Origin of the sequence: Streptomyces sp. NPDC005496 (genome assembly GCF_042872045.1) — a bacterium.
Lineage (GTDB): Bacteria > Actinomycetota > Actinomycetes > Streptomycetales > Streptomycetaceae > Streptomyces.
The window spans coordinates 34,625-58,329 of the sequence record NZ_JBIAJQ010000001.1; the positions used below are offsets into that span (position 1 = coordinate 34,625).

The 23,705-nt window shown below is 73.2% G+C and carries 18 protein-coding genes and 1 tRNA gene; 9 read left to right on the top strand and 10 right to left on the bottom strand.

What is annotated here, in order from left to right:
• Positions 1 to 124 precede the first annotated feature (124 nt).
• Positions 125 to 2,212 carry an elongation factor G gene (fusA, locus tag ACFYQQ_RS00160; RefSeq protein ID WP_388902590.1) on the bottom strand — a complete coding sequence of 696 codons (2,088 nt, stop codon included), beginning with the start codon at positions 2,210 to 2,212 and terminating at the stop codon, positions 125 to 127.
• Between the two features lie 472 nt (positions 2,213 to 2,684).
• Here fusA and ACFYQQ_RS00165 point away from each other — a divergent pair, with 472 nt between their 5' ends.
• On the top strand, positions 2,685 to 4,364 hold the full coding sequence (locus ACFYQQ_RS00165; protein WP_388902593.1) for an FAD-dependent monooxygenase: 1,680 nt from the start codon (positions 2,685 to 2,687) through the stop codon (positions 4,362 to 4,364).
• Between the two features lie 526 nt (positions 4,365 to 4,890).
• Positions 4,891 to 6,789 carry an NAD-binding lipoprotein gene (locus tag ACFYQQ_RS00170; RefSeq protein WP_388903370.1) on the top strand — a complete coding sequence of 633 codons (1,899 nt, stop codon included), beginning with the start codon at positions 4,891 to 4,893 and terminating at the stop codon, positions 6,787 to 6,789.
• Positions 6,790 to 6,846: 57 nt separating this feature from the next.
• Here the strand turns inward: ACFYQQ_RS00170 and ACFYQQ_RS00175 are convergent, their stop codons facing one another.
• Complete coding sequence (locus ACFYQQ_RS00175; RefSeq protein ID WP_388902596.1) at positions 6,847 to 7,371, bottom strand: GNAT family N-acetyltransferase; 525 nt, start codon at positions 7,369 to 7,371, stop codon at positions 6,847 to 6,849.
• A gap of 290 nt (positions 7,372 to 7,661) precedes the next feature.
• Here ACFYQQ_RS00175 and ACFYQQ_RS00180 point away from each other — a divergent pair, with 290 nt between their 5' ends.
• A complete protein-coding gene (locus ACFYQQ_RS00180) occupies positions 7,662 to 8,309 on the top strand; it encodes an HAD family hydrolase (protein ID WP_355790263.1) in 648 nt (215 codons plus the stop codon).
• Between the two features lie 80 nt (positions 8,310 to 8,389).
• Here the strand turns inward: ACFYQQ_RS00180 and ACFYQQ_RS00185 are convergent, their stop codons facing one another.
• A complete protein-coding gene (locus ACFYQQ_RS00185) occupies positions 8,390 to 9,037 on the bottom strand; it encodes a type III effector protein (RefSeq protein ID WP_355790266.1) in 648 nt (215 codons plus the stop codon).
• Between the two features lie 147 nt (positions 9,038 to 9,184).
• Here ACFYQQ_RS00185 and ACFYQQ_RS00190 point away from each other — a divergent pair, with 147 nt between their 5' ends.
• Positions 9,185 to 9,616 carry an Hsp20/alpha crystallin family protein gene (locus ACFYQQ_RS00190; protein WP_355790269.1) on the top strand — a complete coding sequence of 144 codons (432 nt, stop codon included), beginning with the start codon at positions 9,185 to 9,187 and terminating at the stop codon, positions 9,614 to 9,616.
• Between the two features lie 173 nt (positions 9,617 to 9,789).
• Positions 9,790 to 10,236 carry a DUF2267 domain-containing protein gene (locus ACFYQQ_RS00195; protein ID WP_355790272.1) on the top strand — a complete coding sequence of 149 codons (447 nt, stop codon included), beginning with the start codon at positions 9,790 to 9,792 and terminating at the stop codon, positions 10,234 to 10,236.
• Positions 10,237 to 10,399: 163 nt separating this feature from the next.
• Here the strand turns inward: ACFYQQ_RS00195 and ACFYQQ_RS00200 are convergent, their stop codons facing one another.
• The 3 genes from ACFYQQ_RS00200 to ACFYQQ_RS00210 form a co-directional block, all read right to left on the bottom strand.
• Positions 10,400 to 11,845, bottom strand: a complete 1,446-nt coding sequence (locus ACFYQQ_RS00200; RefSeq protein WP_355794645.1) for a glyceraldehyde-3-phosphate dehydrogenase — start codon at positions 11,843 to 11,845, stop codon at positions 10,400 to 10,402.
• A 140-nt stretch (positions 11,846 to 11,985) separates the two neighbouring features.
• On the bottom strand, positions 11,986 to 12,432 hold the full coding sequence (locus ACFYQQ_RS00205) for a hypothetical protein (RefSeq protein WP_356166054.1): 447 nt from the start codon (positions 12,430 to 12,432) through the stop codon (positions 11,986 to 11,988).
• A 97-nt stretch (positions 12,433 to 12,529) separates the two neighbouring features.
• Positions 12,530 to 13,915 carry a serine/threonine-protein kinase gene (locus ACFYQQ_RS00210; protein ID WP_356237946.1) on the bottom strand — a complete coding sequence of 462 codons (1,386 nt, stop codon included), beginning with the start codon at positions 13,913 to 13,915 and terminating at the stop codon, positions 12,530 to 12,532.
• A 392-nt stretch (positions 13,916 to 14,307) separates the two neighbouring features.
• Here ACFYQQ_RS00210 and ACFYQQ_RS00215 point away from each other — a divergent pair, with 392 nt between their 5' ends.
• Positions 14,308 to 14,853 carry an isochorismatase family cysteine hydrolase gene (locus ACFYQQ_RS00215; protein WP_355787513.1) on the top strand — a complete coding sequence of 182 codons (546 nt, stop codon included), beginning with the start codon at positions 14,308 to 14,310 and terminating at the stop codon, positions 14,851 to 14,853.
• Between the two features lie 31 nt (positions 14,854 to 14,884).
• On the opposite strand, the gene ACFYQQ_RS00220 is transcribed toward ACFYQQ_RS00215, so the two are convergent.
• From ACFYQQ_RS00220 to ACFYQQ_RS00230, 3 genes are all read right to left on the bottom strand, one after another.
• Positions 14,885 to 15,877 (bottom strand): helix-turn-helix domain-containing protein, encoded by a 993-nt coding sequence (locus ACFYQQ_RS00220; protein ID WP_355787510.1) that lies wholly within the window; start codon positions 15,875 to 15,877, stop codon positions 14,885 to 14,887.
• Positions 15,878 to 16,014: 137 nt separating this feature from the next.
• Positions 16,015 to 19,749, bottom strand: coding sequence for a S8 family serine peptidase (locus tag ACFYQQ_RS00225; RefSeq protein ID WP_355787507.1), 3,735 nt, complete (start codon positions 19,747 to 19,749; stop codon positions 16,015 to 16,017).
• 652 nt (positions 19,750 to 20,401) lie between these two features.
• Positions 20,402 to 20,475, bottom strand: a tRNA-Pro gene (locus ACFYQQ_RS00230).
• A 161-nt stretch (positions 20,476 to 20,636) separates the two neighbouring features.
• Between ACFYQQ_RS00230 and ACFYQQ_RS00235 the strand changes: the two genes are divergently transcribed.
• Positions 20,637 to 21,347, top strand: a complete 711-nt coding sequence (locus ACFYQQ_RS00235; RefSeq protein WP_388902604.1) for a transketolase — start codon at positions 20,637 to 20,639, stop codon at positions 21,345 to 21,347.
• Positions 21,348 to 21,469: 122 nt separating this feature from the next.
• Positions 21,470 to 22,387 carry a transketolase gene (locus tag ACFYQQ_RS00240; protein ID WP_355789430.1) on the top strand — a complete coding sequence of 306 codons (918 nt, stop codon included), beginning with the start codon at positions 21,470 to 21,472 and terminating at the stop codon, positions 22,385 to 22,387.
• A 40-nt stretch (positions 22,388 to 22,427) separates the two neighbouring features.
• On the opposite strand, the gene ACFYQQ_RS00245 is transcribed toward ACFYQQ_RS00240, so the two are convergent.
• On the bottom strand, positions 22,428 to 22,787 hold the full coding sequence (locus ACFYQQ_RS00245; protein WP_355789427.1) for an MmcQ/YjbR family DNA-binding protein: 360 nt from the start codon (positions 22,785 to 22,787) through the stop codon (positions 22,428 to 22,430).
• Between the two features lie 165 nt (positions 22,788 to 22,952).
• Here ACFYQQ_RS00245 and ACFYQQ_RS00250 point away from each other — a divergent pair, with 165 nt between their 5' ends.
• Complete coding sequence (locus ACFYQQ_RS00250; RefSeq protein WP_355789425.1) at positions 22,953 to 23,696, top strand: VOC family protein; 744 nt, start codon at positions 22,953 to 22,955, stop codon at positions 23,694 to 23,696.
• Positions 23,697 to 23,705 lie beyond the last annotated feature (9 nt).

Sequence of the window (23,705 nt, forward strand, 5' to 3'; positions counted from 1 at the left end):
GGCTCACGACGCCCGGTGACGCCGGCCTCACCCGCCCGTGGGCGGACCTCCCGGCCACCGGCCACCGGCCACCGGCCACCGGCAGGACGGTCCCGCCCCTCTGCGGGGCGGGACCGTCCGCGCGTCACCGGGCCGGTGTCGCGCGAGGCGCCGGAAGCGGGGCCGGGGCGTATCCGGCGGGCCGGGTGGTGAAGACTCCCCGGCCCTGGGTACGGCTCCGCAGCCGCGTCGCGTAGCCGAACAGCTCGGCCAGCGGCACCGTGGCCGCGATCACCGCCGCTCCCCCACGTGTGGTGGAGCCGCCCACCCGGCCCCGGCGCGTGGCCAGGTCACCCAGCACCCCGCCCACGGCGTCGCCCGGGACGGTGACCGTGACGTCGGCCACCGGCTCCAGCAGCCCCATCGTGCTCGCCCGCAGAGCCTCCCGGAGCGCGAACCGGCCCGCGGCACGGAACGCCGTCTCCGAGGAGTCCTTCACGTGCGTCGCCCCGTCGGTCAGCACCACCCGCAGCCCCGTCACCGGGTGACCCGCGAGCGGCCCCTCCGCCAGCGCGTCACGGCAGCCCGCCTCCACCGCGCGCACGTACTCCTGCGGCACCCGTCCGCCGACGACGGCCGACCGGAACGCGAAGCCCGTCGCGCCGGCGTCGTCGCCGTCGAGCGGTTCCACGTCGAGGACGACATGGGCGAACTGGCCCGCGCCGCCGTCCTGTTTGACGTGCCGGTACACCAGCCCGCTCACCCCGCGTACGACGGTCTCCCGGTACGCCACCCTCGGCCGACCGACACGGACGTCCAGACCGTGGGCGCGGCGGACCTTCTCCACCGCCACCTCCAGGTGCAGCTCGCCCAGGCCGGACAGCGTCGTCTGGCCGGTCTCGGGGTCGGTCCGGACGACCAGCGAGGGGTCCTCCTCCACCAGGCGGGCCAGAGCCGACGCCAGACGGTCCGTGTCCGTGCCGGTGCGCGCCTCGACGGCCGCGGAGACCACCGGGTCGGCCACGGTCGGCGGTTCGAGCACCAGGGGCGCCTCGGCCGCGCACAGGGTCGATCCGGCGCGGGTCGTCTTCAGGCCGATCACGGCGACGATGTCACCCGCCACCGCGCGGTCCAGCCGCACGTGCCGGTCGGCCTGCACACGCAGGACCCTGCCGACGCGTTCACTCTGCCGCGTGCTCGCGTTCCACACCGTCTCTCCCTTCCGGATCGTTCCCGAGTACAGACGCAGGAACGTCAGGCGGCCCATGTCGGTCGCGTTGACCTTGAACGCCAGCGCCGCGAGCGGTGCCGCCGGATCGGCGGCCCGTTCCTGCTCCGTGCCGTCCCAGGTGCCCCGCGCCGCGGGCACGTCCAGCGGCGAGGGCAGGTAGGCCACCACGGCGTCCAGCAGCGGCTCGATCCCGCGGTTGCGGTAGGCCGAGCCGCACAGCACGACCACGCCGTCACCGCTGCGGGTCAGGTCGCGCAGCGCGGACGCCAGCGTGGCGGCGGACAGGGCCGACGTCGCGCAGAACTCCTCCAGCGCGAGCGGATGCAGTTCCGCCACCGCCTCCTCCAGCAGCCTGCGCCGCCGCCGCGCCTCGTCGAGCAGGTCCTCCGGCACGGGCCCCTCCGCGGCCGTGTCCTCGCCGTCGGCCCAGACCAGGGACCGCATGCGCAGCAGGTCCACGACACCGGTGAAGGCGCCCTCCGCGCCGATCGGCAACTGGACGGCCAGCGGGGCGGGATGGAGCAGTTCGCGGATCGACTCGACCGCCGCGTCGAGGTCGGCGCCCACGCGGTCCAGCTTGTTGACGAAGGCGATGCGGGGAACGCCGTACCGGTCGGCCTGCCGCCACACCGCCTCGCTCTGCGGCTCGACGCCCGCGACGGCGTCGAACACGGCGACCGCGCCGTCGAGCACCCGCAGCGAACGCGCCACCTCGTCGGCGAAGTCGACGTGGCCCGGGGTGTCGATCAGGTTGATGCGGTGTCCGTCCCAGTCGCAGCTCACGGCCGCGGCGAAGATGGTGATGCCCCGGTCGCGTTCCTGGGAGTCGAAGTCCGTGACGGTCGTGCCGTCGTGGACCTCGCCGCGCCTGTGCGTGGCGCCGGTGAGGTAGAGGACCCGCTCGGTGACGGTGGTCTTCCCGGCGTCGACGTGGGCGAGGATGCCCAGATTGCGGACGGCGGTCAGCGGGTCGGTGAGGTGACGGTGCAGGTCGGTACGCACGGCGCGTGCCTTTCGGAGCGTTGCCGGAAGAAGGGCGGCGCGATTCCCGGACGAAGTCGCCCACGGGCGGCCCGCGTCGGGCCCCGGGACAGCGTGCGGGGGCCCGACGTGCGGGTGCGACAGGGGTGTTGACGTTCCGTCAGATCAGCGGACGTCAGGGGTTCGTCACGGGCGTCCGGTGCCGGCCGCGCAGCGGGCACCGGCCGGACGAGGACACGAGGATCACGTCGTAGCGCGACCGGGGAACGGCGGCAGTCGTGTGGCAACGCACGGCCGGGCTCCCCTCGTTCGTCACGGAGTGCGCGGCGACGGTCGGACGCGCACGGTGTGGGGCGAGTGTAGGGAGCCGGACGGTCGCGGGGCACGTGGTTTTCCGCCGCGCGGACCCCGGGTGCGGCGCGGCGCCCCCCGGCCCACCATGGACAGGGAGGGACAGGGGGTGCAGCTCGGGCCGCGCGTACAGGAGGCGTCCATGCCGCTCATCGACCACACCACCGACGTCCTGGTCGTCGGAGCGGGTCCGGTCGGGCTCACGGCGGCCGGGGAACTGCGGCGGCGCGGGGTCCGGGCCCGTGTCGTGGACCGGCTCCCGGCCCGGCTCCCGTACGCCAAGGCCGTGGGCGTCCAGCCGCGCACGCTGGAGGTCTGGGACCGGATGGGCCTCGTACGGGACGCCCTGGAGGCGGCCGTCCCCATGCGCGGACAGCTGGTGTACGTCGACGGCGCCGAGCAGGGCGCGTACGACCTCGTACTGCCTCCCGAGGTGCCGTACGGCTTCGCCGCGCTCCCGCAGTACGAGACCGAGCGGGTCCTCGAAGGGTTCCTGGCCCGCTTCGGCACACCGGTCGAGCGCGGCACGGAGCTCGTGGGGTTCCGCCAGGACGAGGACGGGGTGACCGCCCGGCTCGTCACCACCTCCGGTCCGGGCGGCGCCGAGGCTCCGGTACGGCGCGAGGAGGAGGTCAGGTGCCGGTACCTGGTCGGCTGCGACGGCGCGCACAGCGTCGTGCGCAAGGGGCTCGGTCTCGGCTTCGAGGGGGGCGCCTTCCCGGACGAGTACATGCTGGCCGACGTCGAGGTCGACTGGGACCTGCCCGCGGGCTACGGCGTGCGCTCCATGCACCGCGGACCGGACGGTGACGTCGACGACATCCTGGTGTGCATCCCGCTGCCGGGGCGCGGCCGGTACCGCGTGTCGACCATGGTGCCGCCCGCGCTCTCCACGGCCGGACGGGCCCGGGACGCGGAGACGCGCGGGGACACGGTGGCGCACGGGCTCGACGGCGGTCCGGCGCCGGGGCTCGCCGACATCCAGAAGGTGCTCGACCGCCTGTCGCCGCGACCGGTGACGGCGTCGGCCCTCCGCTGGTCCTCGGTGTTCCGCATCAGCCACCGGATCGTGGACCGGTACGGCGAGGGCCGGGTCTTCGTCGCCGGCGACGCCGCGCACATCCATCCGCCGACCGGCGCGCAGGGCATGAACACCGGCATCCAGGACGCGTTCAACCTGGCCTGGAAGCTCGCCCTCACGGTCGAGGGGGCGGCGCATCCGGCCCTGCTCGCCAGTTACGACGCCGAGCGGCGCCCGGTGGGCGAGGAGGTCGTCGGGCGTACCGTGCGGCACGCCGCCGAGGGCGTCCAGGCCGACCCGGAGGACCCGGCGACGCTGATGCTGCGCGAGGCGCAGCTCCTCGTCGGTTACCGGGGCAGCCCGATCGTGGGCTCGCCGGACCCGGCGGCGGACGGCGCGGGACCGAGGCCCGGTGACCGGGTCCCGGACTGCCGCGGCCTCACCGGCCCGATCGCGAGCAACGCGCTGCGGCTGTACGACGTGCTCCGGGAGCGTGACCACGTACTGCTGCTGTACGGGACGGGCGCCCCGGACGAGGGCTTCGACGAACTGGCCCGCGCGGCGGCCGAGTCGGCGCCGGGACGCGTGGAGAGGATCGCCGTCGTCCCGTCTGGGGACGCGGCGGCCGAGGCGGGGCGGCTTCCCGTGTACCGCGACTCCGAGGGGGAGTTCGCGCGCGGCTTCGCGGTCCGGACCCCGACCGCCTTCCTCGTACGGCCCGACGGCTACCTGGCGGCGCGGTTGCACCCGCCGACACCGCGGGCGCTGACAGCGTGCCTCGCACGGGTCTTCCGCGCGTAGGGGCCGCCGCGGTACCCGGGCCGCGCCGCCCGCCCGTCACATCGGCGCGCCTACGGCCGGCGCCAGATGTACCACCCCACGACCAGCGCGATCAGGATCGCGACGAGGACGAACGCCCAGACGGTCGGAGCGCCTTGGTAGGTGCCGTGGTACGGGTAGGCCGACATGCCCGTACGGGTACCCGCTCGCGCGCCGGACGTGCCCACCGGCCGCGGCGACCCGGCCACCCTTCGGACCGGGTCCGCGCCGCTCGCGGGGACGCCTGCCCGAAAGAATGAATCGCCTCCCGAAAGCCGCGTGTCCCGGTGCCGGAGCAAGCACTGTGCGGAGCGGATCTGCCGGCGGCGCACTGCCCGTCGGTGCGGCGTCGCGTCCGTGCCGACGGGCCGGGTGACGTGGCGAGTGCGGTACGAGGCGAGGGGTGCGCGTGGGCGGAGACCGGCCGGAGGAGCGGCGACGGGTGTCGTTACAGGACCGGGCGCGCTACCGGTTCGACCGTACGCTGGCCCGCAGCACCGGTTCCCTGATGGGCTGGCTGGTCGTCAGCTGCCTGGCCGTCGTCGTCCCGGTGAGCGCGCTGCTGGTGTGGACGGATCCCGGCGCGCCGCGTTCGCTCTCGGGCCGGCTGACGGCGGTGTGGCGGTCCAGTGCGGAGACCCTGCGGCTGGGCGCGGTGGACGGTACGCCGCCGCGCATGCTGCTCGCGGCCCTGCTCGGGCTGGTCGCCCTGCTCTGCGTGTCGACCCTCGTCGGGGTCATCACGACCGGTCTGGCCGAGCGGCTCGCGGAGCTGAGCCGGGGCCGCTCGACGGTCCTGGAGGAGGGCCACGCCGTCGTGCTCGGCTGGTCGGACCAGGTGTTCACGGTCGTGGCGGAGCTGGTCGCCGCGCAGGTCCCGCGCCGGCCCCGGGCGGTGGTCCTGCTCGCCGACCGGGACAAGACCGAGATGGAGCGGGCGCTGGCCGCTCACGTCGGCCCGCCCGGCCGGACGCGGCTGATCTGCCGCAGCGGCCCCGCGAGCGATCCGGCCGTACTCGCGCTGGTCAGCCCCCGGACGGCGCGCACCGTGCTGGTGCTGCCGTCAGGCGAGCCGACGGCCGACGCCGAGGTGCTGCGGACGCTGCTGGCGATGCGGGCCGTGCTCGGGGAGGGCGCGGAGGGGCCGCCGGTCCTCGCGGCGGTGCGGGACGACCGGTACCGGGCGGCGGCCCGGCTGGCCGCCGGGCCGCGGGGCACGGTCCTGGACACCGACACGGTCACCGCCCGGCTGATCGCGCAGTGCGTGGGCCGTCCCGGCCTCTCCCTCGTCCTGCGCGACCTGCTCGACTTCGCCGGTGACGAGTTCCACCTCGCCGACGCCGACGCGTTCCACGGACGCCCCTTCGGCGCGGCCCTGCTGGGCCATGCCGATGCCTGCGTGGTGGGGCTGCTCACCCCGCGGGGCCGCGCGCTCCTCAATCCGCCCGCGGACACCGTGGTCGCGCCCGGGAGCCGGCTGATCGTCCTCACCCGCGACGCGGAGGCGGCACGCCCGGAGGACTGCCGGCACCTGGTCGAGAGGCCGGTGATCGCGACCGTACCGCCGCCGCCGGAGGACGCCGCGCACCTGCTGCTGCTCGGCTGGAACCGGCGGGCGCCCCACGTCGTGGACCAGCTGCGGCGCACGGCACGGCCGGGTTCCGTGCTCGACGTGGTGACGGACCGGGCGGTGCCCGCGCCGGCCCGGGAGCCGGAGCCGGAGCCGTCGGGCGCCTCCCGGCTGTCCGTACGGTTCCAGTCCGCCGCCCTGTCGCGGCCCGAGACCCTGCTCGGACTCGACCTCACCCCGTACGACGGGACGGTCGTCCTCGGACCCGACCCGGGCGACGGACCGGACCGCCCGGACGACCGGACGCTGGTGACGCTGCTGGCCCTGCGGCTCCTGGAGGAACGCACCGGACGGCCGCTGCGGGTGGTCACCGAGCTGACCGACGACCGCAACCGGCCGCTGGCGCCCCTCGATCCCGGCTCCGACGTCATCGTCAGCGGTGAGCTGACCGGCCTGCTCATGGCGCAGATCGCGCAGAACCGGCATCTGGCGGCCGTGTTCAATGAGTTGTTCTCCGCCGACGGCAGCACGATCTGTCTGCGGCCGGCGGGGCACTACGTCCGCCCGGGGAGCGTGACCACGTTCGCGACCGTCGTCGCCGCCGCGCGCGACCGGGGCGAGTGCGCGATCGGCTACCGCCGCCACGACCGGAGGGCGACGCCCCCCGACCACGGGGTCCGCCTCAACCCGCCCAAGGCGGAGCGACGCGAGTGGACCCCGGACGACCAGGTCATCCTGGTCGCCACGGACCCACCGACCCCGCCGCCCCCGGACGCCCAGCTCCCGACCCCGACCCAGGAGGACGCCCACGGCTCACCGCCGCGAACGCGGCAGTGACCGGCCTCGGGGGCCGGACCGACCTGCCCGGCGGCGTCTGCGCGCGCGTGCCTGCGGTCAGTCCCAGTCGGCGTCCACGTAACCGAGGCGCCGGTTCATCTCGATGGCGGCCGTGTTCTCCGGGTGGTGGACGGTCCGGACCCGGTCCACCCCGCACAGACCGGCGAAGCGCATGCCGTACGTCTTCATGGCGATCGAGAGTCCCCGGCCTCGGTAGGGCCGCGTGACACCGGTCATCTCGTTGAAGACGCAGCCGGCGCCACGGCGGTCCGAGGTAGCGGCTAGCCCGCACCAGGTGTCGCCGTCGAGCGAGATCACGACGCCCCTGGGGTCGTAGGAGGGAACCTCGATCCGGTGCCGCAGGTACGCGTCGAAGGTGTGGAACTCGCCGCGGCCCGGGATGTCGGCGGAGCACTCCTTGTCGAGCTCGTAGAGCGCGCGCCGGTGGGCCGGGGTGTCGCCCAGCTCGGCCAGCGTCGTCAGCCGGAGTCCGGCGCTTCGGCAGCGCTCCACGTACGGCGCGAAGCGTGCCGCGTCGAAAGCACGCGTGTCGAGTTCCAGCTTGACCCAGTCGACTGGCACCGCGGGTCCCCTTCGGTAGAGAAAAGAGTCCGGACGTGACGTCCATTGAAGGTGCTCGCCGACTCGGCAGGCCGGGTGGGGGCAACTCGCCGGTTTGCGCGCTCCCTTGGAGGCGAGGGACGCGGAGGCCGGCCGCGGGTACGCCGGCCGATCGTCCGGGCGAGCGCGGGCCGACGTGTCTCCGGTCGTCGCGGCCTTCGGCGTCCCCGTCGAGCGGGGCGACCCATCGGGCCTCGGCGTGCGCGTCCGCGTCGGGGACAGAAGTGGCTTGTCAGGTTAGGGTCTGCCGCATGCGCCTGGCCCTTTTCGACCTGGATGGAACCCTGGTCGACCGTCGTTCCGCGTTCGCCGATGCCGTCGCGGACCTCACCCGCACGCACGGCTACGGGCCCGACGTCGAGCACTGGATGCTCACGCACCTCGCCGACCGGGCCTGCCCGGAGGACTTCGCCCGGCTCCGGGAGGTCTTCAACCTGGACGAGTCCGCCGCCGGACTGTGGCGCGCGTACATCGACCGGATGACGGCCGCCGTCACCTGCCGTCCCGCCGTGCTGGACAGCCTGGCCCGTCTCCGGGACGCCTCCTGGACAGTCGGGGTCGTGACGAACGGGCCGTCCGACATCCAGCGCGCCAAGATCCACGCCACCGGTCTCGCCGACCTGGTCGACGGGATCGCGGCCAGCGGCGACATCGACGTCCGCAAACCGGACCCCCGTCTCTTCGAGCTCGCGGCGGCCCGCTGCGGCACCCAGCTCTCCCGGGACGACTGGATGATCGGCGACGACCCGGAGAACGACATCGCGGGCGGATACAAGGCGGGCCTCCAGCCCATCTGGGTCCGCGGCATGACCTGGCCCGACGATCTCGCCGTCCCCCACCACAGCGTGGACGACGTCACCCAGGCGATCGACTACCTGCTCACGCACTCCGCCGGCTGACGGGACGCGACGGGCCGGAGCGAGAGGGGCGACCGGTCGGGTCGTACGCCCCCACGGGCGCCACCCCCCGGGACCTGGCCCTACGCCCCGTCGGAGGAACGCCGGCGGTGTTCGGGCTCGCGCATCTCGCGCGTACGGCGGCCGATGTCGCCGACCCGGTCGGCGAGGTCGGGATGCGCCCCGCGCAGATGCGGTCCCGTCGCCGTGAGGGGGCCCAGCAGACGGGCCGGATCACTGTGCCCCAGGGCCGCGTGGAGGTCGGACAGCGCGCCCTTCGCCGCCGCGGGCAGGTCGGGCAGCGCGGTGATGGTCCCGGCGAGCTGGCGCAGGGCGGCCGCGTGGTCGTGGGCCCAGGACGCCACGGAGCGGTCCGCCGCGCGCCGGTCACGGGTGGCCCGTACGCGCTGCTCCTTCGTCGTACCGGCCTCCCCGGGACGCACCCGCAGGTAGCGCCGCTCGGCCGCCTGGCGGCTGGAGACACCGAGCGGGTGGGCGAGGTCCGCCCAGCTGGCACCGGCCTCCCGGGCCGTCTCGATGAGACCCGGTTCCCAGCCGGCGAGCTGCTCGCGCACCTCGCGCAGGAGCAGCAGCGCCGCCATGGCCTGCTCGGGGTCGTCGGTCGAGGAGGCGTCGGCGTCCCGGGCCGTCCGCATGGCCTGCGCGATGGCCTCCAGCGCGGCGGCCGCCGCCAGGAAGGAGGCCGGGGCCGGCGTTCCGTCGTCGTTCATCGCCTCTCCTTCGTCTCGGTCAGGCCCTCGTCAGGCGCCGTCATCGACTGGATGACATCTCGCTTGTCGTCGGATGGATGACATGCTACAACGGAGTCAGGTGAAGCGCATTGGCAGCAACTGCCTGAACCTCTGGAGGTGTTTCCCGTGTTGATGCGCACCGACCCGTTCCGTGAACTCGACCGGCTGGCCCAGCATCTGATGGGTCCGGGAACGTGGTCCCGCCCCTCCGCGATGCCGATGGACGCCTATCGCGACGGCGACGAGTACGTGATCGCCTTCGACCTGCCGGGCATCGACCCCGACGCGCTGGACATCGACGTCGAGCGGAACATGCTGACCGTGCGGGCCGAGCGCCGCCCCATCGCGCGCTCCGAGAACGCGCAGACGGAGCTGTCCGAGCGCCCGCTGGGCGTCTTCTCCCGCCAGCTGGTCCTGGCCGACACCCTGGACACCGAGCACATCACGGCCGACTACGAGGCCGGCGTCCTCACCCTGCGCATCCCGATCACCGAGCGGGCCAAGCCCCGGAAGATCAGTGTCCGCAGCGCCGGGCAGCGCAAGGAGATCGACGGCTGAACCGCCGGCCGGACGCCCACCGCCCCGGGGCGGTGCCCCAGCGCCCCGCCCCGGCCCCGGCCGCACGGGTCACCTACACGTGCGGACAACCGGCCCACGTCGGCCATCTCTCCACGTCAGGCATCGGCTCACGTCAGACATCGGCTCACGCAAGGAAAGACGTCGCACCTCACATGACCCTCCTCTCTCCCGCACCCGCCGCCCCGGCCGCCTCCGCGGCAGGCGTCACCTTCGAGCAGATGCTGGAAAAGGTGCGCTACGAGGGCGCCTACCCCACCCGCCGCCGGGCCGAGGACGTCGCCCGCCGCGTCCTCGAGGCCCTCGGCCGGCAGCTGACGGGTGACGAGCGCGTCGAACTCGCCGCCCGGCTGCCCCGCGAGGCCGCCGCCTTCCTCGCCTCGCAGATCCCCTCCGGCAAGCCGCTCACCGGCTGGGGCTTCGTGAAGGACCTCGCCGAACGGACCGGCGGCTCCCCGGCGACCACCCGCTGGGACACCGGCTCGGTCCTCGGGGTCGTCGCCCGCCTCGCCGGCGACGACCTGACCTCCCGGATCATCCGGCAACTCCCGGACGGGTACGCCCTGTTGTTCGGGCGGGCCCAGCTCGTCCAGGCGGCCTGACGGACCTCCCGGCACGGACGCCCGGCATCCGCCGGGCGCGCATCCCGCCCATGACAGCCGTACGCGGCGCCCCTCCCCCGACCGGGAAGGACGCCGCGTACGGTTGTCGCCGTCTGCCGCCGCCGTGCCGGCCGGCACGGCGGCGGAGTCGGCCGGCCTCGGCTCAGCTCACGGTGACCGGGTACGTGGGGTACTCCACGCCGGACACGTGCTGGACGACGCGGATGACCTGGCAGGAGTAGCCGAACTCGTTGTCGTACCAGAGGTAGAGGATCGCGTCGTCGCCCTCGACCTTCGTGGCACCGGCGTCCACGATCGAGGCGTGCCGCGAGCCGATGAAGTCGCTGGAGACCGCGTCGGGAGCGCTGATGAAGTCGATCTGGCGCTTGAGCGGCGAGGTCAGCGACACGTTGCGCAGGTAGTCGAGGACCTCCTCGCGCGTGGTCTCGCGGGCGAGGCGCAGGTTCAGGATCGCGATCGAGACGTCCGGCACCGGCACCCGGATCGAGCTGCCGGTGATCCTCGCCTTGAGGTCGGGCAGCGCCTTCGCGACGGCGGAGGCGGCCCCGGTCTCGGTGAGGACCATGTTGAGCGGCGCGGAGCGACCCCGGCGGTCCGAGTTGTGGTAATTGTCCAGCAGGTTCTGGTCGTTGGTGAACGAGTGGACGGTCTCCACGTGGCCGCGCAGGACGCCGTACTCGTCCGCCATCGCCTTCAGCGGCGGGACGATCGCGTTGGTGGTGCAGGACGCGCAGGACAGGATCTGCTCGTCGGGCTTGATCGTGTCGTGGTTGACGCCGTGCACGATGTTGGGGACGTCACCCTTGCCCGGCGCCGTCAGGACGACCTTGTCGATACCGGGCCGCAGGTGCTTGGACAGGCCCTCGCGGTCCCGCCACTTGCCGGTGTTGTCGATGAGGATGGCGTCCTTGATGCCGTACGCCGTGTAGTCGACCTCGGACGGGTCGCTCGCGTAGATGACCTTGATCTCGTTGCCGTTGGCGATGATCGTGCTGTTCGCCTCGTCGACGGTGATCGTGCCCTGGAACTGGCCGTGGATGGAGTCGCGGCGCAGCAGCGAGGCGCGCTTGACGATGTCCTGAGCGCCGCCCTGGCGGACGACGACGGCGCGCAGCCGCAGGCCGTTGCCCGAGCCGGCCTTCTCGATGAGCAGTCGGGCCACGAGGCGGCCGATGCGGCCGAACCCGTAGAGGACGACGTCGCGTCCCTCGCGGCGCTCGATCTTGTTCTCGCCCGTGGCGCCGGCGACGGCCTCGGCGGTGAAGTCCGCGACCGAGAGCCCGCGGTCGTCGGACTTGTAGGTCGCGGCGAGCATCCCGATGTCGATCTGGGACGGGCCGAGGTCCAGCGTGGTGAGGGTCTGCAGGAACGGCAGCGTCTCGGTGACCGAGAGCTCCTCACCCGCCATCTGCCGGGCGAATCGGTGGGTCTTGAGGATGCTGACCACCGACTTGTTCACCAAGGAGCGGCTGTGCAGCAGGACGGTCACGTCCCGCTCCCGGTGCAGCTTCCCGATGATCGGGATCATCGACTCCGCGATCTCCTCGCGGTTCTTCCAGTTGGTGAACGAGTCGTCGTTGACAGTCACAGGTTTATCTTTCGAGCTAGGCGGTGCTCAGATGTTAACGCTCCCGTCGTTTTGATCATGCAGGGGGTGCCCCTTGGCGGGACCGTCGTCGCCGTGCCCGGAAAACCGCAGCTCAGCCGCCCGGGGAGGTGGCGTTCCGGTCACCGGTACGGGCCCTGCCCTCGAAGGTCGGCGAGACTCAGCACCGGGCAGCCGAGCAGTTCGGTCAGCACCCGGCGCTGCTGCGGCGAGAGGGGCGAGAGGAAGACCGCCGCGTCGGCACCGGTCCGCTCGCGGAGGGCGGCGGCTTCCCGGGCCTTGCCTCCGCCGAGGAGGGTCCGCGGCGACAGCGGCAGGCCCATCTTCCGGGCCCCGCCGCGCGAGACGCCGCGCCGCTGCGCGATCCGCCCCACGACGCGTGCACCCAGCGCGCTCAACTCCCTTGCGGCGGCGTCCATTTGGGCGGCGTGATCCTTCTCCCTGCCCGAGAAGTAGCCGACGATCACGACCTCTGCGCCTTCGGTCGCGAAGTCCGCCGGCACGACCCGCACTTGGGCCTGCCGGGTGCGGGGTGCCGGGCGGCGTCCGGTACGGCGGTGTCGGTACATGCCTGGAGGCTAGAGGTGAACGCCCGCGTCTCGACAACCGATTTCTCTACGGGAGACGCACGGGCCCCGCCTTCGGACAACGGCGGTCGGCGACGGCCTACTTGGGGGCCTTGTGCTTGCCAGGCGGCGTCTTCTGCTTCTTCGGGGCCTTGTGCTGCGGGGCGGCCTTGCCCTGCCGCTCGGAGTGGGCCGGCCCGGCGGCCCGGTGGCCGGGGCCGGGAGCCTTCCGGGCGGCCGGAACGGCCGCGGCGGACGTGCCGGACCGCTTCCCGTCCCGCGCGGACGGGCTCCCGGACCGCTTCCCGTCCCGCGCGGACGGGCTCTCCGAAGCGGGCTCGGTCCGCGGGCCGGGCGAGGCGGCGGAGCTGTCCGAGGGGCTGGCACCCGGCGCCGCCGAGACGTGGTTCTCCGGGCCCGCCGCGGCGTCGGGACCGTCGGCCAGGCCGACCATCCCGGTGAGCGTGACGCCGAGAAGCGCCGCCAGCACCGCACCCGCCGTCGCCAGCGTGCGCCCGCTCACCCGGCGGCCCGGCGAGGCACCTTCGTCGGCGACGTACGCCCCAGGGCCGGCGGAGAAGGTCCGAGCCGTGTCATGGCCGTCCGGCACCTGCCCGACGGGTCCTGCTTGAGCGGGGACTCCGACGGGGGCCTCCCCCTTGCCCAGGGCCGCGAACGCGTCCGCGCAGGTGCGGGCGTCGGGGCGGTCGTGCTCGTCCAGCGCGGTCATGGCGCTCAGGAGAGCGGCCAGACCGTCGTCGAGGAAGGAGGGGAAGGCCGGGGCCCGGTGCAGGCGCGCTATCGCGGCCTCCAGCGGGGTCCCGTCGTATTCCAGTTCCCCCTTGAGGCATTCCAGGAGGGTCAGGCCGAGCGCGTACACGTCCGCGGCGGGACCGACCGTTTGGCCCAGGACCTGTTCGGGGGCCAGGTAGGCGGCGGTGCCCACGAGGGCTCCGGTGGCCGTGCGCGCGGTGCTGTCCATCAGCCGCGAGATGCCGAAGTCGGTGAGGTGGGGGGCGCCCGTCTCGTCCAGGAGGATGTTGGACGGCTTCACGTCACGGTGCACGACCCCGGCCGCGTGGACGTGGTCGAGGGCGTCCGCCAAGGCTGCCCCGAGCGCGCACACCTCGGCGGGCCCCAGCACTCCCTCGGCGGCGCGTGCGCGCAGCGTCGACCCCGCGATGAGCTGCATGACGAGATACGGGCTGCCCGCCTCCCGGCCGGAGTCGAAGACGGTGACGAGTCCGGGATGCTGGAGGCCGGCCAGCGTCACGGCCTCCTCGGTGAAGCGTTCCTCCGTCTGCGCGTCGGTGCCGGGCCGGAACACCTTGACAGCCACCGGCCTCCTGAGCCGCAGGTCGAACCCGCCGAACACGTCGGCGGCGCCGCCCTGGCCGAGGAACGAGTCCAGCCGGTAGCGGCCCGCCAGCACGTCGTTGCTCCCCAAGCGGGCGTCCGTCCGCAACGGCCATAGCTGTACCGGCATGTGCCCTCCTACGACGGACGATGTGGGACCCGGCGCGTGATCGTCGGCGATCCCGCGGCAGCCGTCCGCGTTCCCACAATGAGCCGCGCTATCCCTTTTCGGGCCGATGCCGGTGCCGGCCACCGCTCGCGCGGAGGCCGGCACCGCAGGTGCCGCACCGCGTTCCACGCTCGACGGGAGCCGGAAGGAAACTCGCGTGGATGGCGCGGACCGGGGTGGGTACCGCACAAGACCGGACCGTACGTTCGTGATCATAAAGGGAGCGAGCCGTGACCCGTCACCCGAACGCCGCACCCCCGCGCGGCCGGAGCGTGTCGAGCGGGCGGGCAGGTGCGCGCACTGCCACCGTGGGCCCAGTTCCCCGGGCCGAGGAGGATCTTGTGGATTCCGACATGACGAAGACCGCACTGGTCGTCATCGACATGATCAACACCTATGAGCACGAGGATGCCGAGGTGCTGGTCGACTCCGTCCGCGAGACCCTGCCGGCGATGCGGCGGCTGATCGGCCGGGCCCGCGAGCAGGGGGCGGACGTCATCTACGTCAACGACAACTTCGGGCGGTGGCGCTCGCACCACGACGAGCTGCTCGACGCCGCGCTGCGGGGGCCGCACGCGGACCTCGTCGAGCCGATCAGGCCGGACGAGGAGTCCCTCTTCGTCGTCAAGGCCCGCCACTCGATCTTCTACCAGACGCCCCTGGAGTACCTGCTCAAGCAACAGGACGTCGGGCACATCGTGATGTGCGGGCAGGTCACCGAGCAGTGCGTGCTGTACTCGGCGCTCGACGCCCACATCCGGCACTTCCGGGTGACCGTGCCGAGCGACGGGGTCGCGCACATCCACGCCGATCTGGCGGAGGCGTCGTTCCGCATGATGCAGCGCAACATGAACGCGGACGTCGTCCCGACCGACGAGATCGACTTCTCCAAGGGGTGACCCGGCGGGCTGGCCGCGCCTCGCCTGGCGTTCAGCCCGGGGGCACCCAGCCGTGGCGTACGGCGTGGCCGCCCAGCTGCATCCGCGTCCTGACCCCTGCCAGGTCCATGAGACGGCGCAGGTGCCGGTGGAGGGTACGGGGCGACAGCCCGAGCTGCGTGGCGACCGTCAGATCGGTCAGTCCGGCCAGCAGCAGCGCGAGGATGCGCCGGTCGAGGTCGGTCGGGCCGTCCGCGCCGACCTCGACGGAGACGTCGGCGGCGTCTCCGGGGCCTGGGAGCCGGAGCGGGTGGGCGGCGCGCCACACGGACTCGAACAGCGCGTCCAGCGCGTCCAGCAGGCCGCTGCGGTGCAGCAGTACGGCGCCGGGCTCCCCGGCCGGCGTGACGGCGAGCGGGACGAGCCCGAGGTCGGCGTCGGCCAGTACGAGCTTCATGGGCAACTCGTCGGCGACACGCAGCTGTACGCCGTTGCGCAGCGAGTCGATCGCGTCGTGGACGATGCCCGGCTCCGCCAGCACGGCCCGGTCCAGGACCGCCCGGAAGCGCACTCCCCTGCCGAGGGCCATGGGTTCGGCCGTGTTCTGGTCGGGGGGCAGGGCGACGAACGGGGCGGTGATGAAGGAGCGGACCTCCGTGCGGGCCGCCTGCTGCACCTGGAGGAAGCGATGGCGGATGGCGTCGACTCCGGTGACGACCTCGATCAGGTCGCTGATGCTGCTGCCGGTCATCGCCGCGCGGTGTTCCTCCGCGAACGTCACCAGGGCCTGCTCGGCCAGGCGCAGCCCGTCCCGGCGCTGGCCGATGAGGGCACCGAGCGCCATCGCGGGCGGTGCGGCGGTGAACCGCTCGTCCGCCGATCTGGTCGCCAGTCCCCAGTCCGCCAGCCGCGACAGGGCGTTGCCGACGTCGGCTCGCGGCAGGGCGACCACCTCGGCGAGGAGGGGGGCGGTGGAGTCCGGCCTGCCGAGGAGCGCCCGGTAGACGCGCTCCTCGTCGGGCGCGAGGCCCAGTACATCCAGCATCAGCGACCGACTCTCCTCCGCTTGCCGCAGCGGGGAGAGTATGGGCCACGGCGGCAGATCTTGAAAAGTCCCTGCTGGGAGGGCTTGTGCGGGGAAGGGCCCCGGGGAGTCGGCTCCCCGGGGCCCGACGGTGCGGCTCATCGCAGGCCGTACGCCCGGATGATCTCGTTCTCGACGCCGAAGCCGCGGTCGGTCTCGGCGCTCGCGCGGACCGAGAGGAAGCCGCCGGGCTTGCCGGCCGTCCTGAACGAACCGGTCCAGGAGCCGTGGGCGCCCCTGATCAGGGTCACCTTCTGCCAGGTCCTGCCGTCGTCGTGGGAGACGTCCAGCCGCACCCTGGTGACGGTGCCCGGGACCTTGCCCAGGTCGGACGACACCGGCTTGAGCGTGATCCGCTGCGTCGCCCGGGCCCGCACGTCGCCGTGCAGGTCCGACTCCAGCCCGTAGTCCAGGTTCAGCACCGAGAACGGCTTGAAGAAGTCCGTGTCGGTGGTGTCGGACACGAAGGTCCACTCGGTGTGGGTGCGCGTCGACAGCCGGAAGGCCTCGCCCGGCCGTTCCACGTCGAGGACGGCACGGTAGGGAAGGTTGCCCGCGGGCACCTCCTGCCACTGCATGTCCCCGCTCATCGGGTTGTCGTGGATCAGCGTGTCGCCCTGGAAGACGCGCAGGTGTGACGGGGTCTCACCCCACGGGAGGTAGCCGCCGAGCCGCTGGGTGCCGCTGGCCGAGGCCCACGCCTGGACGTTCCACGTCATGTAGTTCTGCCAGCGCGAGTTGTAGACGCCGAAGGACTCGCTCTGGCCCGGCCGGGTCAGCGGGGCGAACCAGTCCTGCCGGGTGGTGCTGCCCCGGGTGTAGGTGTTGTCGCCGGAGACCATCGTCCACGGCAGGGCCGTGTCGACGCCCTGCGTGTGGAACTCCCGCCAGACCTGACCCGGGGTCACGTACTCGGTGCGGGTGCCCGGGTGCCGCTCCCGCTCGGGGATGTTGAACGACGGGCTGAGCGTGAAGTCGGAGCGGTAGCCCTCGGCCGCACGGTCGCCCGCGGCCGCGTAGTAGCGGGCGTCGATCCGGGCCAGGTCGGCCTTGGCAGGCTCGTAGACCAGGGGCCGGTCGGGCACCCGGCCGGGGTAGTCCCGGGTCAGGTCGTAGACGTACGGCGAGTACTCGGTCTGCTTCACGGTCAGCTTCAGCTTGCCGGACCTGGCCATCGCGGCGAGGGTCCTGCCGGCGTCCCGGTGCACGGCGGCGACGGGGATGGCCGACTCTCCGACGTACTCCATGAGGGACCCGGCACCGTCGTTGACCACGATCAGCGCCTTCGCACCGGCCGCGGCCGCGGCCTCGGCGCGCTCCTGCGGCGAGACCTCGTCGCTGCGTTCGACGACGACGACTTTGCCCCTGGCCCGGATCTTTCCGTAGGCGGTCGCGGCGCCGGCGCCCGCGTGGACGACCTCCAACCGGTCCTCGCCGGTGTGCAGGGTGCTGCCGGACTGGACGAGCGTGTCGAAGCGGAGGCGACCGCCGGGCGTGCTCAGTCCGAGCTGCGGCTCGCCCTTGCGCCAGCGGGTGGTCAGGATGAACTCGCCGTGCTTCATGGGCTTCGTGGGCGCCACGTAGACGTCGTCGTACATGGGCGGCAGCACGTACGCGCTGCGATAGTCCGTGAACGGGTCCTGACCGTCGTAGTGGACGTTGAAGTCGACCTTGCGCTGCCGGTCCTCGGTGCGCTGCGGCGCCTCGGTCCGCAGCAGGCGCGCCTTGCTCGCGTCCAGCACCACCTCGGCGGAGCCGTCCTCCAGCACGGTCTCCGGGTCGACCAGCACGGCCAGCCCGGAGCGGTCCGCCTTCTCGCCGGAGACGTCGAGGTAGCCCGCGACGGTGTAGACGCCGGGCGCGGTGCGCAGGGTCGTCGAGCCCTCGACGTAGAGCGAGTACGGCCAGACGTCGCCGCCCAGGTTGACACCGACCCAGCCGGCGGCGGGCTTGCCGTCGCGGCCGACGAGCTTGATGGTCAGGTCGTAGCGCTCCTCCTCCTTGAGCAGCGCCACGGACGTGCGGGTCACCGGCTTGCCGGTGGCCGCGTCGGTGGCGGTCACCCAGCCGACGTGCCGGCCCGGCGGGACGGTGCGCGGGTCACCGGTCACCGGGACGACGGCTGTGCCGCCCGCGGAGACCGTCACCTCGGCGGCTCCCAGGGTGAAGGGGCCGCCGTCGTCGCTCAGCGCCAGGTCGAGCGTGGCGTCGTGGGAACCGGTGTTGGTGAACGTGAGTTCCTTCGTGACGGCACCGTCGCTCGGCCGGTGCGGCCACGTGTAGTTGCCGAAGAAGAGCGAGCCGGTGCCGCGGACGGGGGTGCGCACAGCCGCGGCCACGTCGAGCCGGCCGGTCCCCACCTCGTACGGCGAGTAGCCGTCGTCGAGGCCCTTCGCCGTACTCATCAGATGTTCCTTGAGCTGCGCGCCGGTCCAGTCCGGGTGCTGCTGCGCCAGGATCGCCGCCGCGCCGGCCACGTGCGGGGTGGCCATCGAGGTGCCGCTGAGGGTGCGGTAGAAGCCCTCGCCGCCGTCGGTCATCGCCTGGGAACGGGGGGCGGTGATGTCCACGCCCGGCGCCGCGATGTCCGGCTTCATGGCGCCGGAGGAGGCGAGCGGTCCAGTGCTGGAGAAGGACGCGAGACGGTCCTCCTTGTCCGTGGCGGCCACCGTCAGCGCGGCGGCCGCCGCGCCGGGGGCGGAGATGGTCTCCGGGCCGGCGTTGCCAGCGGCGATGACGAACAAGGTGCCGTATCGCTCGGACAGGGAGTCGACCAGCTGCGACATCGGGTCGCTGCCGTCCGTGGGGTAGGAGTCGCCGAGGCTCATGTTGACGACGTCCGCACCGGACTCGGCGGCCCACTGCATGCCCGCCATGACCCAGGAGTCCTGGCCGTAGCCCTCCGCTCCGCCGAGCACCTTGCCGACGAGCAGGTCGGCGTCGGGTGCGACACCCTTGTGGTCGCCCCCGGAGGCGGCGCCCGAACCGACTATGGTGCCCGCCACGTGCGTACCGTGCCCGTTGACGTCGGTGACACCCTCGTCCGGCACGAAGCTGGCGGTCGCGTCGACCAGGCCCGCGAGGTCGGGGTGTCCGGCGTCGACACCGGTGTCGAGGACCGCGACCTTGCTGCCCTTGCCGGTGTAGCCGGCCGCCCAGGCCTCGGGTGCGCCGATCAGCGGCACGCTCTCCTTCAGGTCGGGCTCGACCCGGCCGTCGAGCCACAGCTTGGCGACACCCGCGCCCAGCCGGGTGGCACCGGGCGGAGCCACGGAGGTCCAGAAAGTGCGGGCCTGCCGCTTCTTCGTGCTGAGCACGGCGGCACGGATCCCCTTGAGCTCGCGCGTCATTCTGCTGCCGCGGGGCGCCGTCGGTTCGACGGCCTCGCGCGCCTTCGTCCCGGCGTACGTCGCGATCAACGGCACCGTGGCCGACTTCGCGTCGTCGTAGCCCATCTCGATCAAATCGGTGACGTTGAAGAGCCGCCGGTCGATCCTGCCCTTGCCGAGCAGTGCCGCCGCCTCGTCCGGGACGACGTACAGATCCCCCTTGATCTGCTGGAGTTTCACGCCGCCGACGGCGCTGTCGGGCCGGTCGACATCGGCGGTCTGCCTGCCGTCGGCCGATGTTGTGACAGTGACGACGTCGCCGGTGACCAGGGTGACCCGATGGGTCGCCGAGGACTCGGCCGGCACGGCGGGCTTGCTCGGAGCTGCCTGGGCGGGAGTGTGCAGGACGACGAGGACGGATGCCAGCAGCGGTACGGCGGTCGCGGCGGCGGTCAGCCGCCGGCGTCTGAACCGGGAGGCGGAAGCCTTGGAGGGGGAGGACATGCCATGGGTCTACCGACCCGCTCACACCGTCGTGAAGGCCTGTCGGCGGCAAGTCACCGCCATGGCAAGGACTTGCCGGCCCCAAAGCACGCGAAGCCGTACGAGACCAGGCCGGCCGCGCCGACGGGAGCGGGCCGTACGGCCGCCACCGGGGCGCCCGGTGCTGCCCTGCGCGGTCCCCCGAATCACCTTGCTGTGAGATCACGGAGATCCCGTCGGGGAATTCCCGCCGTCCCGTATACCCGAAAGCAGCCGACTCCCCCGGTCGAAGGGGACGCGACGCGGGTGTCCCGACATCCTGGGCAGCCCGGTCCGGGGCGCGGCAGTACGTCGAGGCCAGTCTGTGGATCATGCCGACGGCGGGCTCGTCCCAGGCCGTCTCCGCACAGTCCCCCCGCTCCGCCGGGCCCCTCGGACTGGAGCACCACCATGAGCACACCTCGGTTCGGCGGCTCGCGCGGCGTCCTGCCCGCAGTTCCCGATCGTCACGCCCTGAGAGCTCCGCTCCTCTCCCGGCGGTCCGCGAGCCCCGGAGGCGTCCGCCGTGCCACCGCGTCCGAGCCGGACGTGGCGTGACGGCACGTCCGGGAACACACGAAAGGCCGCCCTCTCACGGATGAGAGAACGGCCTCCGACTTGCGTTACGGCAAAGTCGGGACGACAGGATTTGAACCTGCGACCCCTTGACCCCCAGTCAAGTGCGCTACCAAGCTGCGCCACGTCCCGATGCCCGTCTGACCTGGGGTTTCCCCTGGCCGAACGCGCACGGAAACAATACCGCACTCGGACCGGTGATCGCGCACCGCTTTTACGGCGCGACACACAGCGGCGGCCCGCACCCGGAGGGTGTTGACCTCAAGCTCGCTTGAGGTTGCACGATCGTCGGCATGACGATCACGACGGAGCGCGGTCACGCGCGATACCGGTACCAGGACCTGCCCGGGCTCATGGGGCTGATGACGGGCGACGAGAAGCACGGACCCGCGGCGACGTCCACCCTGGACGCGCTGTGGGTGCTCTACGACCGGGTCCTGCGCGTGGGACCGGAGCGGGCGGACGCCCCCGAGCGGGACCGGTTCCTGCTGTCCAAGGGGCACGGTCCCATGGCGTACTACGCGGTGCTCGCCGCCAAGGGTTTCGTCCCCGTCGACTGGCTCGCGGGCTTCGGCTCGTACGACTCGCCGCTGGGGCACCACCCGGACCGCGTACTGGTCCCGGGCGCCGAGATCGGCAGCGGGTCCCTCGGACACGGGCTGCCGATCGCGGTCGGCACGGCGCTCGGCCTGCGCGCCCAGGGGCTGGACGACCCGGCGGTGTGGGTGCTGGTCGGGGACGCCGAGCTGGACGAGGGCAGCAACCACGAGGCCATCGCGTACGCGGGTCCGGCCGGCCTTGACCGGCTGCACACCGTCGTCATCGACAACGCCTCGGCCAGTCATGCCCGGCCCGGCGGGATCGCTGCGCGGTTCGCGGCCGCCGGCTGGTCCACCCGGACCGTGGACGGCCGCGACCACGCGGAGCTGTACGCCGCCTTCACCGCGCCGCACCCGGGACGGCCGCACGTCGTCGTCGCCCGGGTCGAGCCCAAGAACGCCTGAGCCGACCGGTCCGGTCACCGCTCCCCCGCCCTCCTCCGCCCGGCGCGGATCGAGCGGACCGGCCACCCCCTGCCTGCCCCATGCCTACCCCTTGCCTGCCCCTGCCTGGAAGGACACATCCCATGGACACCATGCGTGACCGCTTCGCCCCCGTGGTGGGGCGGCTGCTCGACGAGGATCCGCGCGTCGCGGTCGTGCTCGCCGAGATCGGCACGGACGGCTTCGCGGAGGCCCGGCGCAGGCACCCGGACCGGGTGATCAACGTGGGCATCCGCGAGCAGCTCCTCGTCGGAGCGGCCTCGGGACTCGCGCTCACGGGGCTGCGGCCGGTGGTGCACACCTTCGCCAGCTTCCTGGTGGAGCGGCCCTTCGAGCAGGTCAAGCTCGACCTCGGGCACCAGGACGTCGGTGCGGTGCTGGTCAGCGCGGCCGCCTCCTTCGACTGGCCGGCCGGCGGTTTCACCCACATGTCACCGGGTGACGTGGCGCTGCTGGACACCCTGGACGGCTGGACCGTGCACGTGCCGGGCCATCCGGACGAGGCGGAGACGCTGCTGCGGCACGCGGTGGCCGCCGGGGACGACAAGGTCTACGTACGCCTGTCCGTGCAGTCGAACGCGCACGGCCGGCCGGTCGACGGGGCCCACTTCCACACCGTCCGGGAGGGCCGCTCCGGCGTGGTCGTCGCCGTGGGCCCGATGCTCGACGCCGTCCTCGACGCGACGGAGGGGCTCGACGTGACGGTGCTGTACGCGGCCACCGTCCGTCCCTTCGACGCGGCGGGCCTGCGCCGGGCCACGGACGCGGCGGGCGCCGACGTCGTCCTGGTCGAGCCGTACCTGGCGGGTACGTCGACAGCTGAGGCCAACGACGCGCTGGCCGATGTGCCGCACCGGGTCCTCGGCCTGGGCGTGGGCCGCCGGGAACTGCGCCGGTACGGCGGCGTCGACGAGCACGTGGCCGCCCACGGACTCGACGCGCGGGCGCTGCGGGAGCGGATCGGCGACTTCCTGGGCGTGGGCGGCGGAGTCAGCGGGTGACGGTGAGCGGGCCACGCCGCTCCCGGGCCCTGGCGTCGCGTCAGCCGGTCGCCGGGGGTCCCAACTCCGGGTAGGAGTCGAGGAGCCGGGTCGGTGCCGCCTGACGCCAGGAGTCGGCCAGGATGTCGCGCAGTTCGTCCTCGTCCTCCAGGGCGGCGAGGCGGACGCGGACCCAGGCGAAGTTGGCCTCGTGGTCGGCGATCCAGAACTTGCCCGGCTCCGCCAGGGCCAGTTCGTCGCGCTCCTCCTTCGGGCAGCGCACGGCGATGGAGGTCTCGTTCTCGGGCAGCGTGGCGAACATCTTGCCCGCGACCCGGAAGGTGGGCATGCTCCAGGCGGTCTTCTCCGTCGTGTCCGGCAGAGAGAGGGCGATACGGCGTACGTCATCGGCATCCGGCATGGACCGCACCGTAGCCAATGCCACTGACATCCACCCGTCGGAGCCGTCGGCGGCGGGCGGACCGTCGTGGCTGGTGAGCGACTCGGCCGCGGGCGGGGCCGGCCGACGGTGCGGGCGGCGGGCGCGGACGCGGTGCCGTCGCGGGCGCTGCATAGGATCACCGGCATGGCACTGCGACCCGTTCAGGTGAACATCAAGGCCGTCGATCCCTCGGCGGTCGGCGGGTTCTGGGCGGAGGCGCTCGGCTGGAGTCTGCATGAGCCCGGCGTGACCGCCTACGTCGGACCCGGCGGTGACTTCGTCTGGCCGCACCCGGACTTCCTGGGCATCGACGTCGTGCCCGTCCCGGAACCCAAGTCGGCGGCGAAGAACCGCGTGCACCTCGATCTCGCCACCACGTCCGCCGCCCATCAGGCCGAATTGGTCGCCCGCCTGGAGGCCCTGGGTGCGACGCGCGCCCAGGTTGGCCAGAGCGACGACGTCCCGTGGACGGTGCTCGCCGATCCGGAGGGCAACGAGTTCTGCGTGCTGGAGCCGCGCGAGGTCCACCGGGACACCGGCCCGGTCGCCACGGTGCTGGTCGACTGCGTGGACCCGCGGGCGATGGCCCGGTTCTGGGGCGAGGCCGTGGACTGGACGCTGCACGAGGTGACCGACGAGCACGCGGTGCTGCGCTCCGCCGCGGGCGTCGGCCCGTATCTGGAGTTCCTCCGCACGCCCGGCGCGAAGGCCGTGCCGGACCGCGTCCACCTCGATCTGCTGCCCTACCCCGGTGACGACAAGGAGGCGGACGTGGACCGGCTGCGGGCCCTCGGCGCCACCGACCTGGACCTCGGCCAGGGCGACGTCCCCTGGACGGTGCTCGCCGATCCGGAGGGCCACGAGTTCTGCGTTCTCGCCCTGTCCTGACGCCTGTTC

What these genes read in the sequence shown, in the direction of transcription:
- ACFYQQ_RS00165 (WP_388902593.1), top strand. Translation starts at nt 2,685, where the DNA reads ATGCCGCTCATCGACCACACCACCGACGTCCTGGTCGTCGGAGCGGGT.
- ACFYQQ_RS00170 (WP_388903370.1), top strand. Translation starts at nt 4,891, where the DNA reads ATGGGCTGGCTGGTCGTCAGCTGCCTGGCCGTCGTCGTCCCGGTGAGC.
- ACFYQQ_RS00180 (WP_355790263.1), top strand. Translation starts at nt 7,662, where the DNA reads ATGCGCCTGGCCCTTTTCGACCTGGATGGAACCCTGGTCGACCGTCGT.
- ACFYQQ_RS00185 (WP_355790266.1), bottom strand. Translation starts at nt 9,037, where the DNA reads ATGAACGACGACGGAACGCCGGCCCCGGCCTCCTTCCTGGCGGCGGCC.
- ACFYQQ_RS00195 (WP_355790272.1), top strand. Translation starts at nt 9,790, where the DNA reads ATGACCCTCCTCTCTCCCGCACCCGCCGCCCCGGCCGCCTCCGCGGCA.
- ACFYQQ_RS00205 (WP_356166054.1), bottom strand. Translation starts at nt 12,432, where the DNA reads ATGTACCGACACCGCCGTACCGGACGCCGCCCGGCACCCCGCACCCGG.
- ACFYQQ_RS00210 (WP_356237946.1), bottom strand. Translation starts at nt 13,915, where the DNA reads ATGCCGGTACAGCTATGGCCGTTGCGGACGGACGCCCGCTTGGGGAGC.
- ACFYQQ_RS00215 (WP_355787513.1), top strand. Translation starts at nt 14,308, where the DNA reads ATGACGAAGACCGCACTGGTCGTCATCGACATGATCAACACCTATGAG.
- ACFYQQ_RS00220 (WP_355787510.1), bottom strand. Translation starts at nt 15,877, where the DNA reads ATGCTGGATGTACTGGGCCTCGCGCCCGACGAGGAGCGCGTCTACCGG.
- ACFYQQ_RS00225 (WP_355787507.1), bottom strand. Translation starts at nt 19,749, where the DNA reads ATGTCCTCCCCCTCCAAGGCTTCCGCCTCCCGGTTCAGACGCCGGCGG.
- ACFYQQ_RS00235 (WP_388902604.1), top strand. Translation starts at nt 20,637, where the DNA reads ATGACGATCACGACGGAGCGCGGTCACGCGCGATACCGGTACCAGGAC.
- ACFYQQ_RS00240 (WP_355789430.1), top strand. Translation starts at nt 21,470, where the DNA reads ATGGACACCATGCGTGACCGCTTCGCCCCCGTGGTGGGGCGGCTGCTC.
- ACFYQQ_RS00245 (WP_355789427.1), bottom strand. Translation starts at nt 22,787, where the DNA reads ATGCCGGATGCCGATGACGTACGCCGTATCGCCCTCTCTCTGCCGGAC.
- ACFYQQ_RS00250 (WP_355789425.1), top strand. Translation starts at nt 22,953, where the DNA reads ATGGCACTGCGACCCGTTCAGGTGAACATCAAGGCCGTCGATCCCTCG.